The organism is Paenibacillus pedocola, from assembly GCF_031599675.1.
Lineage (GTDB): Bacteria > Bacillota > Bacilli > Paenibacillales > Paenibacillaceae > Paenibacillus_AQ > Paenibacillus_AQ pedocola.
This window is the reverse complement of record NZ_CP134223.1, coordinates 2,571,290-2,587,073: the sequence shown is the minus strand read 5'-3', so window position 1 is coordinate 2,587,073 and position 15,784 is coordinate 2,571,290. Positions and strand designations below refer to the sequence as shown.

Sequence of the window (15,784 nt, the reverse complement as noted above, 5' to 3'; positions counted from 1 at the left end):
GATTACTAAAGGAGGGTAGCTATGAAATCGCATGTCCGCACGCTGCAAATTGCTTTCACTTATATCGGCACCATCGTAGGCGCCGGCTTTGCTACCGGGCAGGAGATTCTCCGTTTTTTCACCCGGTACGGCCACTTTGCACTCCTGACCATCCTGTTATCGACTGCGCTGTTCATATGGCTGGGTACCAAGATGATGATCATCGCCCGGCGGATTGAGGCAGATTCGTATGAGGATTTCAACCGGCATCTGTTTGGCGAAAAAGCAGGGGCCAGCATCAGTCTCTTTACGATGGTCATTCTGATCGGGGTGAACAGTATCATGTTAGCAGGGGCTGGAGCCATTTTCCAGGAGCATCTGGGGCTTCCCTATCAGGCCGGACTGCTGATTACTATTCTTGGATCTTATTTTTTGCTGAAACGCGGGATTAACGGAATTTTACAAATCAACAGTCTGGTTGTGCCTTTGATGCTTACTCTGTCGCTAATCATTATTTTTAATACATTCGGGCTGCCCGGTGCGGAGCGTTTTCTATTCCTGCAGACGGACAGCAGCATCTTTGGCGCATGGATGTCACCGCTGCTCTATACTGCCTTTAACCTCGGAATGGCCCAAGCCGTACTTGTTCCGCTGGCCCGGCACACGGATGATGAACAAGCCCTGGTGCGCGGCGGCGTTCTTGGCGGGCTCGGAATTGGGTTTATGCTGCTGGCTGCACATTTTGCTATGAGCTCGCAGATGCCGGGCATCCTGCAGTTTGAGGTTCCCATGGGCAGCATCGCCTTCCGTCTCGGCCCTATTGTGCAGCTGATCTATCTCCTGCTGATCTTTCTGGAAATCTTCAGCACCTTTGTTGCCGATATTTATGGAGTCAGTGTGCAGCTGAAACAGCGTCTTCCTATTGCACCAACCCTGGTAACGCCGCTGCTCATGCTGATCTGCTATTTGTTCAGCCAATTCGGCTTCAGCTCGCTGCTTGGAGTATTTTACCCGATCTTCGGTGCCCTGGCACTGGTCTGGGTCATCATGCTACTGCGGGCCCCAACGTCGCTGCCGCCGCGTACAGGCGAACCCCCCAGCCCCGAAAGTAAAGGAATCACTATTGTCGCTGTAAAGCCAGCGATCCGGATCAGAAAATAACTTAACCTCCCCCTACACCCGGGAAGGGCCCAGCTCCGATGTGAATCAGAGGGATTTATCCCTCTGATTTTCTCGGTCTGCACGCTTGTGGCAGAATCAGAGGGATTTATACCTTTGATTCATTCAATCTGCCTGCTGGCGGCAGAATCAGGGGGATTTATCCCTTTGATTCACTCAATCTGCCTGCTGGCGGCAGAATCAGAGGGATTTATACCTTTGATTTACTCAATCTGCCTGCTGGCGGCAGAATCAGAGGGATTTATACCTTTGATTTACTCAATCTGCCTGCTGGCGGCAGAATCAAAGGGATTTATACCTTTGATTTACTCAATCTGCCTGCTAGCGGCAGAATCGGGGGGATTTATACCTTTGATTCACTCATTCTGCCTGCTGGTGGCAGATTCGGGGGGTGCACAGTACTCTCGATGCTTGTCTTCCCCGTTTCCCGATATTCTTTGCCCGCCATCACAGCTCCAGCTTTAACTCCGGCTACGGCTCCAACTCCTACTCCAGCTCCAGCTCTGTAGAATGACTTCTTTCATTTTTCATGAGTAACCTTGTCCAGCAGACATAAACACTCTTCCAACCTTTATAGCCATAGTAACCACAGCAGATTAAAAATAAAATTTCTGAAACAGTAAAAAAGCAGGAGGCGAGGGCCTTGGAACTGAACACTGTCTCATGGACAGGGAAACGGTTCCTAGAGAAGCCCTCAGCCTATGCCTGCTCTTTATACTGTGATTACTGCGGCAGCGGGAAGAATCCGTGCAGCTGCTTCCGCTACATGGCGGTGGCAGGTCATCATTACGATTTGCCGGGCGGCCGACAGCTCACCAATCAGAGCCAATGCTGCAAACAGACGTTGTTCATCAAAATTGACGAACAGATCATCGAAGAGGAGAGGCAGGCTGTTCTGAAGGGTCATCGTCCCGGCCAGAGCCAGCCGGATTGCGAGATAGAGCTGTTCCGCTGTACCCCGGCTAAGCAGCCCGCTGTCTATAAGTCCTAAGGTTACATGCTCTGCTTTTAGCTCCTTATGCCCTAGTGTCATTACAATCCGCCGGTATTCCCCTTCCGTCAGCTTCGCGAAGTAGGCAGAGGCGAGCTGCAGCACTTGCGGTTGCTTCTCCTGCTCATAAATCCGTCTTGTCCGGCCGATCAATTCTGCAGCTAATGCGTTTACTGCATATTGCCCTGCCAGACTCCGCAACGCAGTCCGCTGTTCCTCCAGCTGCTGATTGACGGTATCCTGCATACAGCGTTCCTTCAAATATTCCCGTTCTTGCAGCAGCTTGCCCCGCTGCTGCAGGAGTGTATTCCGTTCTTCCTCAATGTTAGCCGCCGTATCCTCGGCGGCGGACCGTTCCTGTTCCAGCGCCAAGGCATCATGATGCTCCAGAAGCTGCTGCAGCTGTTCTGCCCCGCCGCCCTCCCAGCCGCCGAACATCGCCAACTCCCATTGACGGATAGATTTCGTCAGTTCGACCCGCAGCTGCACCGCCGACGAACGCCGCAGAAAATCTTCACCGTCCAAGGCTCCTCCCTCTCGCAGCAGGCTGCTGCTGCGCTGCTTCAAATCCTCCAGGATCCGGCTATGCTCCGCAAGTTCCACCTGCACCTCGGTCATCCGGGTATGGATGCCCTCCCGGCGCAGCAGTTCACGCTTCAACAAATCCCAATCCCGCTTCCGGGTCTCCAGCCAGCTGAGCAGCGTGAATACAGAAATTCCAGCATCGCTGTCACCTTCAAGCGAATTAAAATAGGGGTTGTCCTGTCCGGTGATTGCTGTATTCAAAGCTATAACTGGAATAATAAAAGCTTCCAGCGTTTCTTGCGACTGAATGGCAGGGATGCCATTTGAATCTGTCAGAGTATCGGTTATCTCAGCATCCGACGGAATGTCCGGATGAATAGATGCTGGAACAATACCTGCTGTGCTCGCTGATCTGCCTGGATTAGAGGCAGTTGAACGGCTGGCAGCTGTCATTCCGACCTGCTGCATCAGCAACAAGGCTTCCTGCTCATATGCGCCGCATTCTGCCTCCAGCTCTTTGAGCCGCTGAGTCAGCTTGCTATGCTGGCGAAGCAGGTCGTTGCCCTGCTCGACCAGTGCAAAAATATCCGGCAGGCCTTCCGGCGACAAGCCCTCCGGCAGGCTGCGCTGACGCAGCCACTCAGCATATCGTTCGTCCAGCTCCGTGAACTCAGCCTCGGCACGGTTCAGCTCTTCGGCCAGTGCGCGCTCCTGCCCGGCGAGCGCTTCTGCTTCTGTCCGGCAGGTCTCATGCTCGCCGGACAGCCGGTCCATCCGCTGCCGCCAAGCGTTCCACGCTTCCATCAGGCGGCGCAGCTCTTTCATCCCGGCCTCCAGCACGCCGGCATCAGGGCTGGTGCCGCCCGCCGGCCTGCGTCCCGGCCGGCTCAGTCCGCTCTCCGGCTCCGCGCCGGAGAGTAAAAGCTCCCGCAGCCGCAGCATCTCGGCTGCGGCGGCCCCGATGTCCCCGCCAGCTCCCGGCGGGGACGAAGCCCGGCCGGCTGCGCGCAGGCCGGCCCACAGGGCAAGGTCCACGGCGGCCAGCAGGCCGAGCGCGGACCAGACGCTGACCGGCCCCGCGCCGGTCAGCTGCAGCGCCGCCGGCAGCAGCAGCGTGAGCGCTGCGCCTGCGGCAAGCAGCCGCCGGTAGCGTGCCGCCCGGCGGTCTCCTGTGCCGGGGCTGCGTCCGGCACCGGCACCCGCGCCGAGCTGCGCTTCGCGCCAGCGCTCGGCGGCCTGCTGCAGCTCGTCCCACAGCTGCAGCACCTCACGCGGGCTGCGCGTGGCGAGGCCCGCGAAGTCAGCTGCGCCGCTTGCATGCTCGCGCGCAAGCGAGCGTTCTGCCGCCTGCAGCGCGGCAGCAGCGGCGGCCATCCGGGAGCGGAGGCTTTGCCACTCCGCCTCCCGGGCCTCCATCCGCCGGTCGTAGCCGGCAAATGCCGCAGCGAAGCGCCGTGCAGCTTCACGGTCCGCTGCTGAGCCGGAGAATCCGGCAAGCTCCGCCAGGCCCCAGCCAGCATCAATGCTGCGCAGGATGCGCTCCAGATGTGCCTGCTGTGAGGCAAGCTCGGCTTCCAGCCGCTGGCGTTCAGCCCGCCGGTCCTCATAGCTGGACCGGCGGCGGTCGAGCTGCTCAAGCACCGGACCCTGTGCAACCAGCAGCTCGTCCGGCGGATGCTCTGCAAGCTCAGCATCAAGCTCGTCTTGCAGGCGTTTAAGCCGGTACACTGCACTCTCTGCGTTTCGGATCTCCCCCTCCAGCGCCTGCCACCGGGCCATTCCGTTATCCGGAAAAGACTCGATCACTGGCAGATCGGCAAGCTCGAGGCGGGCTTCACGCCATTTCAGCCACAGCTCACGGATATCTGCAGCTTTGCGCAGCAGCGCCAGCCTGTTGCCGGCTCCCGTGCGGGATTCCTCCAGCTGCATCAATTTCTGTTCCGTCCATTCAAGTGCGGCCAAATTCTCGTTATATCTCGGCAGAAAAGAGCGGCTTTCTGCCATCTCGCGCTCCAGCTTCTCGATTTGCTGCAGGATCTTTGCAGCCTCTTGTACCTTGCCCCGCGGCTTATACAGCTTCTCTGCATCCTGGATAAGCTTACGCTCGGCCCGCATAATTTCCCCGCCCCCGCCCATACCGGCATGGAACAAATAGCTGCTCATCTCCTCGGACTGCAGCGCGCCGAGCTCCTGCAGCTCGTCAAGCGTCACGGCGAACAGCTGGCGGAACATACTTCGTGAGATCCCACCCAAAAGCCGCCGCTCCAGCTCTTCCTGTGTTGCTTCTTCTGTTCTGCCATCGGGATGGCTGACGGTAATGCTCAGTTTTTCGCTCCGCCCCTGCAATTCTCCGCCCGCAGCGTAACGGCGGATCATCCAGCGCGCCCCTTCCCGGTCGTAAGCGGTCAGCACACCCCCGTGCTGCCCACCCTGTGCCGGCTCATATCTCTCCGCCGGATTAGCCCTGCTGGGGATTCCGAACAGCATAGCCCGGATAAACTGCAGCGTCGTGCTTTTGCCGGCTTCATTGCGCCCATACAGGACGGTAACCCCCTCCTGCAGCCCGATCTCCCGCTGCTGCAGGCGCCCAAAGCCGCCGATCTGCAACTGCTCAATCCTCATTCTTCAGCCTCCCGCTCCTGCCGGCCAGGCTGCATAGCCACCGCTTGATCCGTTTCAGGTATTCCATAACGGACTGTAGCTTCACGCCCTGCTCCCGCCTCATTCCATTCACTCGGCATAGTAACTTCCTCCTGCCGGCCAGCAGCCGCTCCATTGGAGAATAGTGGTCCTGCTGCCCCGCGCTCGTCCTCCACGCCGCTAAGCAGGGTAATACCGAGCTCCGCAGCACTGGTCAGCCACCCCAGCTTCTCTTCTTCCCCGGTGCCGGCGAGCAGCCTGCGCAGCTCCCGGTTCTCCATCAGCGGCTTCAGCGCAGCAGAGAGCAGATCATCCAGCCCTTCCGCAGATTGTCCGCTAAGTCTGGAGTGCCGCAACATTTCACCGAGGAAGCTGTCCTCCTGAAGCAATCGCTCCCGGTCAACCGCCAGGCCGGTTTCCACCGCGAAACCTTCGGTCCAGACGAGTCCGGCATACTCCCTGCGTTCGGCTCGGACCGTTTCCCGCCGCTGCAGCTCGGTAAGCAGATCGGCTGCAGCTCCTTTTTCCGAAAGTATCCGGTGCACCTTTCCCCTGCCGGTGAGCCGGAAGCGCACGACAGACATCAGCTGCGGAAGCTCTTCCCGGATATCTTCCACCGCCTGTTCCACAGCCTGTGTCCATTCCGCTTCGTCCGCCAGGCCTTCAATCGGAATCTCCCGCACCTGCCAGCGGACAGAATCGAGTTCACGGAACCGGAGCTGCGCATACCCTTCTTCATTCACTTCAACAACATAGCAGCCTTTAGGACCGGTCTCCTTGACGCTGCGCCCTTGGATATTGCCCGGATAGACGATTACAGGATTCTCGTGCAGAATGCTGCGTTTATGGATATGGCCCAGCGCCCAATAATCGAATCCGCGTCCGATCAGATCCTTGCGGCTGCACGGCGAATAGGTTTCATGCTGCAGATCACCATCCACATTTCCGTGGAGTAAAGCGATATGAAACAAGGTACTCCCCGGCTTGCGGTTGAACAGCAGTGCCGTATTCTCTGTGACCTTAGCCGTGGGATAGGAAATGCCGCTGATTACAGCAACCTCTCTGCCATCGCTGCGGCGGCAGGCAACAGCTTGTCCTGGCTCTCCGGCACCGAACACAGTCACATGCTCCGGCAGCTCCATTTGCAAGCGGGGTCCATCGAGCGGATCATGATTGCCATGAATGAGATAGACATGGATGCCGTGGGCACCCAGTTCCCTCAGTGCCTCATAAAAACGCAGCTGGCCCTGCAGTGATGCGTCGGAAACATCATATACATCGCCGCTGATCACAACGAAATCAACTTTCTCCTCAATAGCTACGCCAACAAGCCGCCCGAGGGCGGCGAAGGTGGATTCCCGTAAATAGGAGCGTATGGCTTGAGGAAGCTGCGAAAGTCCGGTAAACCGGCTGTCCAGATGCAGATCCGCAGCATGCAGAAAACGGAAAGGAATCATCTGCTCACCCTTTCGTTCCCGGCTGATACTGCAAATACGTTTTCTTGAGCTCATTGGCGACACGGGTCAGAGAATAAAGGCTCTTCGCTTTATCCCATGCAGATCTCGACAGCTCATAGCGGTAGCCCGGATCGGTAATCACCTTTTCCAGCGCATCCGCAAGCGCCAGCTGATCATCCGGGTTCACCAGCAGGCCGTTCACCCCGTCCTCAATCTGTTCCGGAATCCCGCCTACATTCGTGCCTACCAGAGCAAGACAGCTAAGCGCAGCTTCCGCAAACACCGAACCGAACGCTTCCGCGCGTGACGGCAGTACAAAGATATCAAAGAACGGCATAAACTCCTCCGGATGCAGTGTATACCCGTAAAAAATTGTTTCATTATAAATTCCGAGCTCCTGCGCGAGCAGCTCCAGCTCAGCCCGTGAAGGTCCATCCCCGATAATATGCAGCACATATTCATGGCCGCGGCTTTTCAGCTCTGCACAGGCTTTAAATAAGGTATCAATCCCTTTCGCCGGTACCAGGCGGGTGACTGTCACAAGTTGCGGAATGCTGTTGTCATGCGGCACCGGTTTAAATCTTTTTTCATCAAAACCGTTAGGAATAATGCTGATGTGATCAGGATGATCAATATAAGGTGCTAAATAGTCGGCGAACGAGCGTGATACCGTCATCAGACGGTCGCTGGCATGCTCCAGCTCGCGGTAAATGGATACCAGAAACTGATGCTCCACGCCACCCTCTTCAATAACACCATTCAAAATCAGCTCGCGTTCATAGCTGGAATGCAGCGTTTGAATGAGGGGAATGTCCGGATAGATTTTTTTCATCGCCAGTCCGGCAATCGGATGATGGGCATGGATCAGATCATACTGCTTGTTCATCCGCAGCTTCGTCCACCAGATATAATCGCGGTAGGTCTGAATATATTTTTGCACAACCGGACTTTCGCCGTACAATGTCCAGTCGAATGTCTCAAAGACAATCTCTTCGCGTCCCTTGCCCCGAATTCGCTTGGGCAGCCAGAATAAATCCATATCCCAGCGGCTGGAACGGAACCGCTCCTGCAGATAAGGGATCATAGAAGATACGCCACCGGGCTGCTCCGGCGGGAAGAATAGCGCTTGCAGCAAATTCATAAGGTACATCCCCTTTTCGATTGCCCTGATTACGGTGAGACCCGGCAATTATGATATAGTTGTATATATGTACATTTACAGGCACGCTTAGGTCCCATACCTTGATTTTATCGGTATCCACCTGAAACAGCAAGGAATAAGAACACTTGAGCCTGTTTTGAAATTAACTAGAGGAGAATGACTTATGAACGAAGAACGGCTGCCCGCCGCTTATACCACTGCCATGAAAGAGATGCTGGGGCAGGAGGCGGACGCTTTTCTGCACAGCTATAATATGCCGAGGACTCAAGGGCTACGGTTCAACACTTTAAAATATGCTCCCGGCAGCGGCCCTTCTGCGCATGCAATTTCACTGTTTGACCTGACGCCGGTTCCGTGGTGCCCCGCAGGCTATTACTATGATGATCCAGCCCGGCCGGGCAGACATCCTTATCATTCCGCCGGATTATATTATATTCAGGAACCGTCGGCAATGTCCGCCGCCCAGCTGCTGGCTCCGCTCCCTGGTGAAACCGTGCTTGATCTGGCCGCAGCGCCCGGCGGCAAAACTACACATCTCGCTTCTTTGATGCAGGGACAAGGACTGCTTGTCTCAAATGAGATACACCCCGAACGGGCCAAAATTCTGGCTGAGAACGTCGAGCGGCTCGGTATTTCCAACGCACTGGTGACAAGCAGCAATCCAGGGGAATTGTCGCGGCGGTTCCCGGAGGTCTTCGACCGGATAATGCTTGACGCGCCCTGCTCGGGGGAAGGCATGTTCCGTAAAGATCCCGACGCCGTCAGCGAATGGTCACCTGAGCATGTGAAGATGTGTGCAGAAAGGCAGTGGGATATTTTACAGGATGCCTACCTCATGCTGAAGCCCGGCGGTACTATGGCCTACTCGACTTGTACATTCAACCGTCAAGAAAATGAGGACACCATTGCGCGGTTTACAGCGGCTTATCCCGAGATGGAACTCATTACGCAAAAAAGACTCTGGCCGCATCTGGAAAAAGGCGAAGGGCATTTTGTAGCACTGCTGCGTAAGGCAGACAATGACGACAGCGGAAGTCCCCGCAGTAAACGAAATGCCGACCGGGGCAAAAGCGGCCCCCGGCTCACGTCCTCCGTCCGGGATGCCTATCAGCAATTCATGAACTGGGCCGCGGCCGAGCTTCCCGGATTTACCGGTCAGGGCGTGCCCCTTCTGTTCGGTGAATCGTTATACTTACTGCCGGAGTCATTCAGTGAACGTATGCATACCGGCCTGCTTGAGGGCCTCAAGGTCCCCCGTGCCGGCCTGCATATTGCCCACCTGAAGAAGAACCGGATTGAACCAGCTCACGCCCTGGCAATGGCACTGAAGCCTCAGCAGGCAGCACGCAGCTTTGATTTGGCAGCGGACAGTCTGGATATTCAGGCCTGGCTGCGAGGCGAAAGCCTGCCGGTTCCGACAGAGCTGCACGGCTGGACGCTTGTTACGGTAGAGGGTCTGCCGGTCAGCTGGGGCAAAGCCAGCTCCGGCCAGCTTAAGAACCATCTGCCTAAAGGACTCCGAATTCTAAAAAGCCCATCTTGACGGCGGGTTAGGCAGCTGACCAGTTCACAAGACCTTCCTTCGCATATGATGTCATTATCCCAGGGATGCCGCAGCCAAGTTCACGGCAATGGGAACCAGACATGAGTTAAGGGAGGAATCAGACATGGGTACAATGCCAGGCTTCACATCGACCGGTGCGATTTTGGTACTCTTCATTTTGCTAGTCATCATTTCCCGTTCGTTGTTTGTCTAATTCCATCCGAGACACTGCAACAGTGACAACAAGCGGCCGTACCGTCCTAAACAGGGCGGAACAGCCGCTTTTTTGCATGTGGATTACTTTCAGCGCCGCTCCTTAACAAATACCGGTTTGATCCCCCTTTTGCAACAATCCGGCACATGACAAAAAAGCATAAAACAGCGCCGTCCGGCACCGGTTTATGCTTTGCTTCGATTTCAAATGAGGGCTACAGACAATATTTTAATAATGCATCACGCACGCCATGTTCGTTATTCGTACCTGTAACCGCATCCGCAGCAGCTTTGACTTCAAGCGGTGAATTCTCCATTGCAATGCCCAGACCCGCATAAGTCAGCATGGAAATGTCATTATAATAATTCCCGATAGACAGCACTTCTTCCCGCTGAATTCCGAGCCTCGCTGCAAGGTTCTTCAGCGCATTGCCTTTAGACGCTTCATGATGCATAAAATCAGCAAAAAACTCTCCGCTGCGCTGAAGGTTGTACTGTTGGGTCCAGGTTCCCCATTCGCGCATTGCTTCATCCAAAATGTCTGCTTGCGTGAATACAGTGAATTTGACAATCGGTTCGCGGAATTCCTCCCAGGCAGGCAGAGACGCGGGGACGATCCGGAAATGCTCATACATGAAATGAGCTTCCTTGGTCAGATTATCCGCATTATCAACATACATCTCAAAGGCGGTACTGACATCGAAATGTATATTATGCGTCCGGCAATATTCGATATACGGGTCCAGCCCGCGTCCGTCCATACCGTATTGATCAAGCACTTTGCGGTCACTTACCGATACCGTCGCTCCACCGTTGTGTCCAAGCACATACCCGGACAATCCCAGCTCTTCCATAAAAGGAATTGAATTCTGCGGGCTGCGGCCCGTACATAATACAATTTGTCCGCCCTTCCGTGTAACTTCGGCTATCGCTTCTTTATTCTCGTCGCTTAAGTGATGATCATCGTTCAGCAGTGTCCCATCCACGTCTAATGCAATCAGTTTGTATTTCATACCCCACCATCCTTGTCTCTCTGTTTATCAGCTATAAAAGTTTAGTTCTTATTTCAGCCTATATATTAAGCAAGCTTACCAAAGTCCGGTCAACGAGAGACTACACTTTAATTAAGCCTGTATTAAATCGCCTAGCGGGACTCCGCTGTCAGATCTGCCGCTCCATCCGCTGCTGTCAACAGCGCCAGTTCCGCAGCGGTCAATTCCCGGCAGGCACCCAGCGGCAGACTTTCATCCAGCGTTAATTCCCCCATCGATACCCGCTTCAAAAAAGTTACCTTTTTGCCTACAGCGATGAACATCCGCTTCACCTGATGGAATTTCCCTTCCGTAATGGTAAGAGAGATGTGCGAGATCGTCTTAGTGCCGCGTTCCCGGCTGAGAATCGTTAACTGTGCGGGAAGTGTGACGTATCCGTCCTCCAGCTCGACTCCGGCGGCAAATGCCGCAACATCTTCAGCATCCACCTCTCCCTCAACCGTAGCCTCATAGGTCTTCGGCACATGCTTGCGCGGGGAGAGCAGCTCATGGGCAAGCTTGCCGTCATTGGTGAGCAGCAGCAGTCCGACGGTATCCTTGTCCAGCCTGCCGACCGGAAACGGTTCGAACTGCGCGTGCTCCGGCTTCAGTAAATCAAGCACAGTCCGGTCCCGCTTGTCTTCAGTGGCAGACAAGACACCCGGCGGCTTATTCATCATCAAATACACATATTCACGGTAGCGGACCGGTTCACCGGCCACCTCAATCTCGTCTTTGTAAGGGTCCACATGAAAACCGCTGTCTTTGACCACAGCACCGTTCACAGTGATTAGTCCCTGCTTCGCCTGTTTGCGGATTTCACTGCGGGAGCCAATGCCCATATGGGACAGCACTTTATCAATCCGTTGTTTCTTATTTCCTGGTGCGCTCATGCCTTAAGTCCACCTCCAGCCTGCGGGATATTCATTCTTAAGCATACCTTCCTGCCATTTCGCCCAGCCGGCACTGAAACCGTCGATACAGACAAGTACATAGCCCTTGCTTGTACTTCCGGGCTTCACGGACAGGCGCTGCTCAGGAATAGCCAGCGTTTCGCCTTTTAGATAGGACACCGCCTCGCCGTTCCCGCTGGACAGAGACAGGCTGCGGCAGCACTCAGCCGGCTGCAGCGCAGTAGCCAGCGGATGGCCGGGTATAAACCTGCCGCTGCGCACATGGCCTACATACCAGCCCGGGCGGATTGTCTTCAGTCCATTCAGCGCTTCCTTTGGCAGCGGGGAGATGTACAGGTGGTCGCCGAACATCACCGGATGACCATCCGGCTGCCAGCCGAGCTGCTCCCTGCAGAACTCGGCATAGGCTGCGAGCGCAGCCTCTTCCCCGGACCCCTGCGGCTCGCGTCCCTTCGGCGCGCCGCCTTTGCCGGAAGCGCGTCCGCCTTTGCCTCCGCGGCCGCCATCCCCTCTGTCTCCTGCCGTTTTGGCAGCCGGCGAGGGCTTACCACCCTTGCTGTGCACGGAAACCGGGAGCGCGGTGTCCGCGTTCCCGGCATCTCCCTGCGCAGCAGTGCTTCCGTCATGGCGGAGCACCGCCATGAAATGGCCTTCGCCCTTGACCTTATGCGGCCACAGCCGCGCAGCCTCGGGCAATTCACCGAGGCCCGGCGAGAAGCTGCCGGTCCCACCAGCCGGAACCGCTGTAAACTGCGGATGGCTGGCGAGAAACTCCAGAATGGACCCCTCATTCTCCTCGGGAGCAAAGGTGCAAGTCGAATAGACTATCGTTCCGCCCGGGGTTAATGCTTCCGCGGCCGAGCGCAGTATATCCCGCTGCATATCGGCATACTTCCGGGGTGTTCCCGGCTCCCACTGCTTCACCATATCTTCGTCTTTGCGGAACATGCCCTCGCCGGAGCAAGGGGCATCGATCAGAATCCGGTCGAAAAAACCCGGAAAAGCTGCAGCAATCCGTTCCGGGCTCTCGTTCAGCACAATGCCGTTTCTGACGCCGTACAGCTCCAGATTCTTAGCCAGCGCCTTGGTCCGCTCAGGATGAAGATCGTTGCTGACAAGAAGACCTTGACCCTGCAGCTTGGCTGCGATCTGCGTGGATTTGCCGCCTGGAGCGGCACACAGATCGAGTACACGGTCGCCCGGCTGTACATTAAGCAGCTCAACCGGTGCCATGGCGCTCGGCTCCTGAATGTAATACAACCCGGCGTGGTAAAACGGATGTTTGCCGGGTCTTGCCCCATCCTCCGTGTAGAATCCCGTGGGACACCAGGGAATGGGCTGAAGCTCAAAGGGCGAGCGTTCCAGCAGCACCTGGACTGTAATTTTTAGTGTGTTGACACGGATCCCTGCATAAGGTGTTTCCTTATACGTTTCCGCAAATTGCTCATATTCCATCCCCAGCAGTTCCTTCATCCGTTCCGTGAATGCGCTGGGCAGTTGTGCCGCCATGATGCCGTCCTCCTGCTTGTGTTACCTGAATTTAGAGATTAATAATTCAAGGAACACCCCTGAGGGGTGCTCCTGATGGTGTAATGATATTGCGTCATCTTATTTGCGATGCGCTTTGTCCGGCCGCTTGGGCCCGCGCCGCTGGGGCTGATTCGGCGTAATGCCGGCAGCAGCCAGCTTTACTTCTTCAGCCAGTGCCGGATCCATAATATCGATCGTCAGATCGTAATACGGAAAAGGATGAGCTGCATAGGCATTCAACTGCTCCGCATATATTCCCGCTTCCCGTACCAGCTTAGCAAGATCTATGCCAAGTATTTCGTCAGGATATGTCCTTAGCGCACCATGTGCCCGGTCCATCATAATCGTAGCGCCGCGTACATTGCCATTCCGAAAATGATACAGCCCGACTGCTACCTGCAGCAGGGCTTTATACAAAGGATCGCGTTCCTGGGCCAGCCACAGCTCTTCAAGCACCTCATGGCATTCAAAATAATCTCTGTCACGGTTGAAGTAGACCAGATAAGCCAGGTACAGCGGTTCATAGGCCATCCGGCAGACTGTCCTTCTTCGCACTTGAGAGCAGCTCCCGCACATGGTCCAGCAGTTCTTTCATGGCTTCCATATCCTGCGCCTGCCAGATCGCGTTGAACCGCTCCTGGCTTTCAATCGCCTCATTCACCAAATGGTAGAAATACAATTGATGAATCGCCTTAAGTACCTGCGTGGTCATATTCGAATTTTCCTCGAACGTCTTTTGTGCTTCCAGAATCTCTTCGCGGATACTGGACATTTCACTATCCAGGATCGACGCGGCCTCCGCAGCCGTTTTCAGGCGTATCCGCATTTCATCCGGCAGGCTTTCGCGGTATTTATAGTTCAGGGAATGTTCAATCGTAGCCCAGAAATTCATCGCGAGTGTACGGATTTGAATTTCGGCAAGTACAATCTTTTGTCCCAGAGCGGTTTGCACAGGATATTTAATAATCATATGGAAGCTGCGGTAGCCGCTTTCCTTATAATTGGTGATGTAATCTTTCTCATACAGCACTTCAAGATCTTTACGGGCACGGATATATTCCGCCACTCTACGGATATCCTCAACGAACTGGCACATAATCCGTATGCCGGCGATATCTTCAATGCCCGTTTCCAGATCCTCCATCTTCACATTAAGCCGCTGGGCCTTCTCCAGTATGCTGGACAGCCGTTTTACACGTCCTGTTACGAACTCAATCGGCGTATATTCTTCTCTTTTCTTAAGCTCCGAGCGCATTGTTTTAAATTTAACCTTAAGTTCCTCCACAGTCTGTTCATATGGAAGCAAAAAAGTTCCCCAGTCCCTGCCGTCCATCGCCTTCGTCCTCCTGTCCATTCATCCTTCAGTGATGATCGGCGCCCACCGCTTCTAGGATATGAGAGAATCCGTCCCGCCGCAGCAGCTTCCTGAGTCCGGCATGCAGTCTGCGGTTAACCTCCGGTCCTTCATAGATGAGAGCCGTATAAATTTCAACCAGGCTTGCACCTGCCCGGATTTTGTCATAAGCATCCTGGCTGCTAAAAATCCCGCCCGAGCCAATGATTGGCAGCTTCCCGCCGGTCTGGCGGTAAATACTGCGGATAATATCTGTAGAACGGTCTCTCAGCGGCTTGCCGCTTAGCCCTCCTGTTTCTCCAGCTTTTTCACTGGTCAATCCTTCACGGCTCAATGTCGTGTTGGTGGCAATAACGCCATCTACTCCCGCCTCCGAAAGTGTATGTACCATGAATTCCAGTTCACTGTCGCTGACGTCCGGAGCAATCTTGACCAGCAGGCTTTTAGCTATGCCGCTCTTGTTCCGCTGGATGGCCATTTCTTCTTTGACCTCGGCCAGCAGCTTTGACAGCTCGCTTCCATGCTGAAGACTGCGCAAATCCGGTGTATTCGGAGAGCTGATATTGACCACAAAAAAATCACCGTACGGATATAGCGTACGGATACACTTGCGGTAATCCTCATGCGCCGTTTCATTCGGAGTGGCTTTGTTGCGCCCGATGTTGACCGCCACCGGTATCCTGCGTTTCCCCTGTACCTTAAGCCGTTCCGCCATAGCCTCCGCACCTTCATTATTGAAGCCCATCCGGTTAATGAGCGCTTCGTCCGGAAGAAGACGGAACAACCGCGGACTGTCATTGCCGGGCTGCCCTTTCGGGGTTACCGTACCAACCTCCATAAATCCGAAGCCGATTGACGAAAAGCCGCCCACCGCCTCGGCATTTTTGTCCAGTCCCGCTGCCAGTCCCACCGGAGTGGGGAAATGCAGGCCGAACAGATCTACTGCCATATCCGCGGTTTCAGGGACACCATACATCAAACGCATGGCCGCACTGCCGCCCGGAACCAGTGCCGATTTGTTTAATCCGCCTATGACGAGATGATGTGCCTTCTCCGGGTCCATTTTAAAGAAAATAGGTTTGCCAAAATGTCGATACAGCACCGTTCTCGCTCCTTCAAGGGATCACTCGATTCGTCCTCCGACTCCCCGTTTCTGTTAGTTTTCTTCTTAATTTTATCCGTTTCCGGGGGAAAAGAAAAGTTTTTTGGGTTGCGGAGTTTCCGGGCTGAAGTGGAGAGTATAGTAATTTTCTCCTAAACCCATTA

At 55.1% G+C, this 15,784-nt stretch carries 13 protein-coding genes; 4 read left to right on the top strand and 9 right to left on the bottom strand.

The genetic code is table 11. The annotated features are described in order from the left end of the window. The first annotated feature begins 21 nt into the window (after nucleotides 1–21). Both QU597_RS10960 and QU597_RS10955 read left to right on the top strand, forming a co-directional pair. Nucleotides 22–1,140 (top strand): YkvI family membrane protein, encoded by a 1,119-nt coding sequence (locus QU597_RS10960; protein ID WP_206104287.1) that lies wholly within the window; start codon nucleotides 22–24, stop codon nucleotides 1,138–1,140. Between the two features lie 114 nt (nucleotides 1,141–1,254). Further along, a complete protein-coding gene (locus QU597_RS10955) occupies nucleotides 1,255–1,623 on the top strand; it encodes a hypothetical protein (RefSeq protein WP_310832664.1) in 369 nt (122 codons plus the stop codon). Nucleotides 1,624–1,870: 247 nt separating this feature from the next. Here QU597_RS10955 and QU597_RS10950 read toward each other — a convergent pair whose 3' ends face one another. From QU597_RS10950 to QU597_RS10940, 3 genes are read right to left on the bottom strand one after another with little or no spacing between them, the layout of a single operon-like run. Beyond that, a complete protein-coding gene (locus QU597_RS10950) occupies nucleotides 1,871–5,296 on the bottom strand; it encodes an AAA family ATPase (protein ID WP_310832663.1) in 3,426 nt (1,141 codons plus the stop codon). Then, nucleotides 5,293–6,771, bottom strand: coding sequence for a metallophosphoesterase family protein (locus QU597_RS10945; RefSeq protein ID WP_310832662.1), 1,479 nt, complete (start codon nucleotides 6,769–6,771; stop codon nucleotides 5,293–5,295). Before QU597_RS10945 ends, QU597_RS10950 begins: the two co-directional genes overlap by 4 nt. 4 nt (nucleotides 6,772–6,775) lie before the next feature. Then, on the bottom strand, nucleotides 6,776–7,912 hold the full coding sequence (locus tag QU597_RS10940; protein WP_310832661.1) for a glycosyltransferase family 4 protein: 1,137 nt from the start codon (nucleotides 7,910–7,912) through the stop codon (nucleotides 6,776–6,778). Nucleotides 7,913–8,096: 184 nt separating this feature from the next. Here QU597_RS10940 and QU597_RS10935 point away from each other — a divergent pair, with 184 nt between their 5' ends. Both QU597_RS10935 and QU597_RS10930 read left to right on the top strand, forming a co-directional pair. Further along, nucleotides 8,097–9,476: an RsmB/NOP family class I SAM-dependent RNA methyltransferase gene (locus QU597_RS10935; RefSeq protein ID WP_310832660.1), complete on the top strand. Its 1,380-nt coding sequence runs from the start codon at nucleotides 8,097–8,099 to the stop codon at nucleotides 9,474–9,476. Nucleotides 9,477–9,600: 124 nt separating this feature from the next. Further along, nucleotides 9,601–9,690, top strand: a complete 90-nt coding sequence (locus tag QU597_RS10930) for a YjcZ family sporulation protein (protein WP_206104282.1) — start codon at nucleotides 9,601–9,603, stop codon at nucleotides 9,688–9,690. A 214-nt stretch (nucleotides 9,691–9,904) separates the two neighbouring features. Here QU597_RS10930 and QU597_RS10925 read toward each other — a convergent pair whose 3' ends face one another. The 6 genes from QU597_RS10925 to QU597_RS10900 form a co-directional block, all read right to left on the bottom strand. After that, nucleotides 9,905–10,702, bottom strand: a complete 798-nt coding sequence (locus QU597_RS10925) for a Cof-type HAD-IIB family hydrolase (protein WP_310832659.1) — start codon at nucleotides 10,700–10,702, stop codon at nucleotides 9,905–9,907. A 131-nt stretch (nucleotides 10,703–10,833) separates the two neighbouring features. Next, nucleotides 10,834–11,613, bottom strand: coding sequence for a pseudouridine synthase (locus QU597_RS10920; protein ID WP_310832658.1), 780 nt, complete (start codon nucleotides 11,611–11,613; stop codon nucleotides 10,834–10,836). Between the two features lie 3 nt (nucleotides 11,614–11,616). Continuing rightward, nucleotides 11,617–13,143, bottom strand: coding sequence for an RsmB/NOP family class I SAM-dependent RNA methyltransferase (locus tag QU597_RS10915; RefSeq protein ID WP_310832657.1), 1,527 nt, complete (start codon nucleotides 13,141–13,143; stop codon nucleotides 11,617–11,619). A gap of 99 nt (nucleotides 13,144–13,242) precedes the next feature. After that, the gene (locus QU597_RS10910; protein WP_310832656.1) at nucleotides 13,243–13,719 is read right to left on the bottom strand and encodes a DUF309 domain-containing protein; all 477 of its coding nucleotides are present in this window, start codon (nucleotides 13,717–13,719) and stop codon (nucleotides 13,243–13,245) included. Further along, nucleotides 13,685–14,497, bottom strand: a complete 813-nt coding sequence (gene yjbM / locus QU597_RS10905) for a GTP diphosphokinase (protein WP_310832655.1) — start codon at nucleotides 14,495–14,497, stop codon at nucleotides 13,685–13,687. Before yjbM ends, QU597_RS10910 begins: the two co-directional genes overlap by 35 nt. A 28-nt stretch (nucleotides 14,498–14,525) precedes the next feature. After that, nucleotides 14,526–15,620: a quinone-dependent dihydroorotate dehydrogenase gene (locus QU597_RS10900; protein WP_310832654.1), complete on the bottom strand. Its 1,095-nt coding sequence runs from the start codon at nucleotides 15,618–15,620 to the stop codon at nucleotides 14,526–14,528. Nucleotides 15,621–15,784 lie beyond the last annotated feature (164 nt).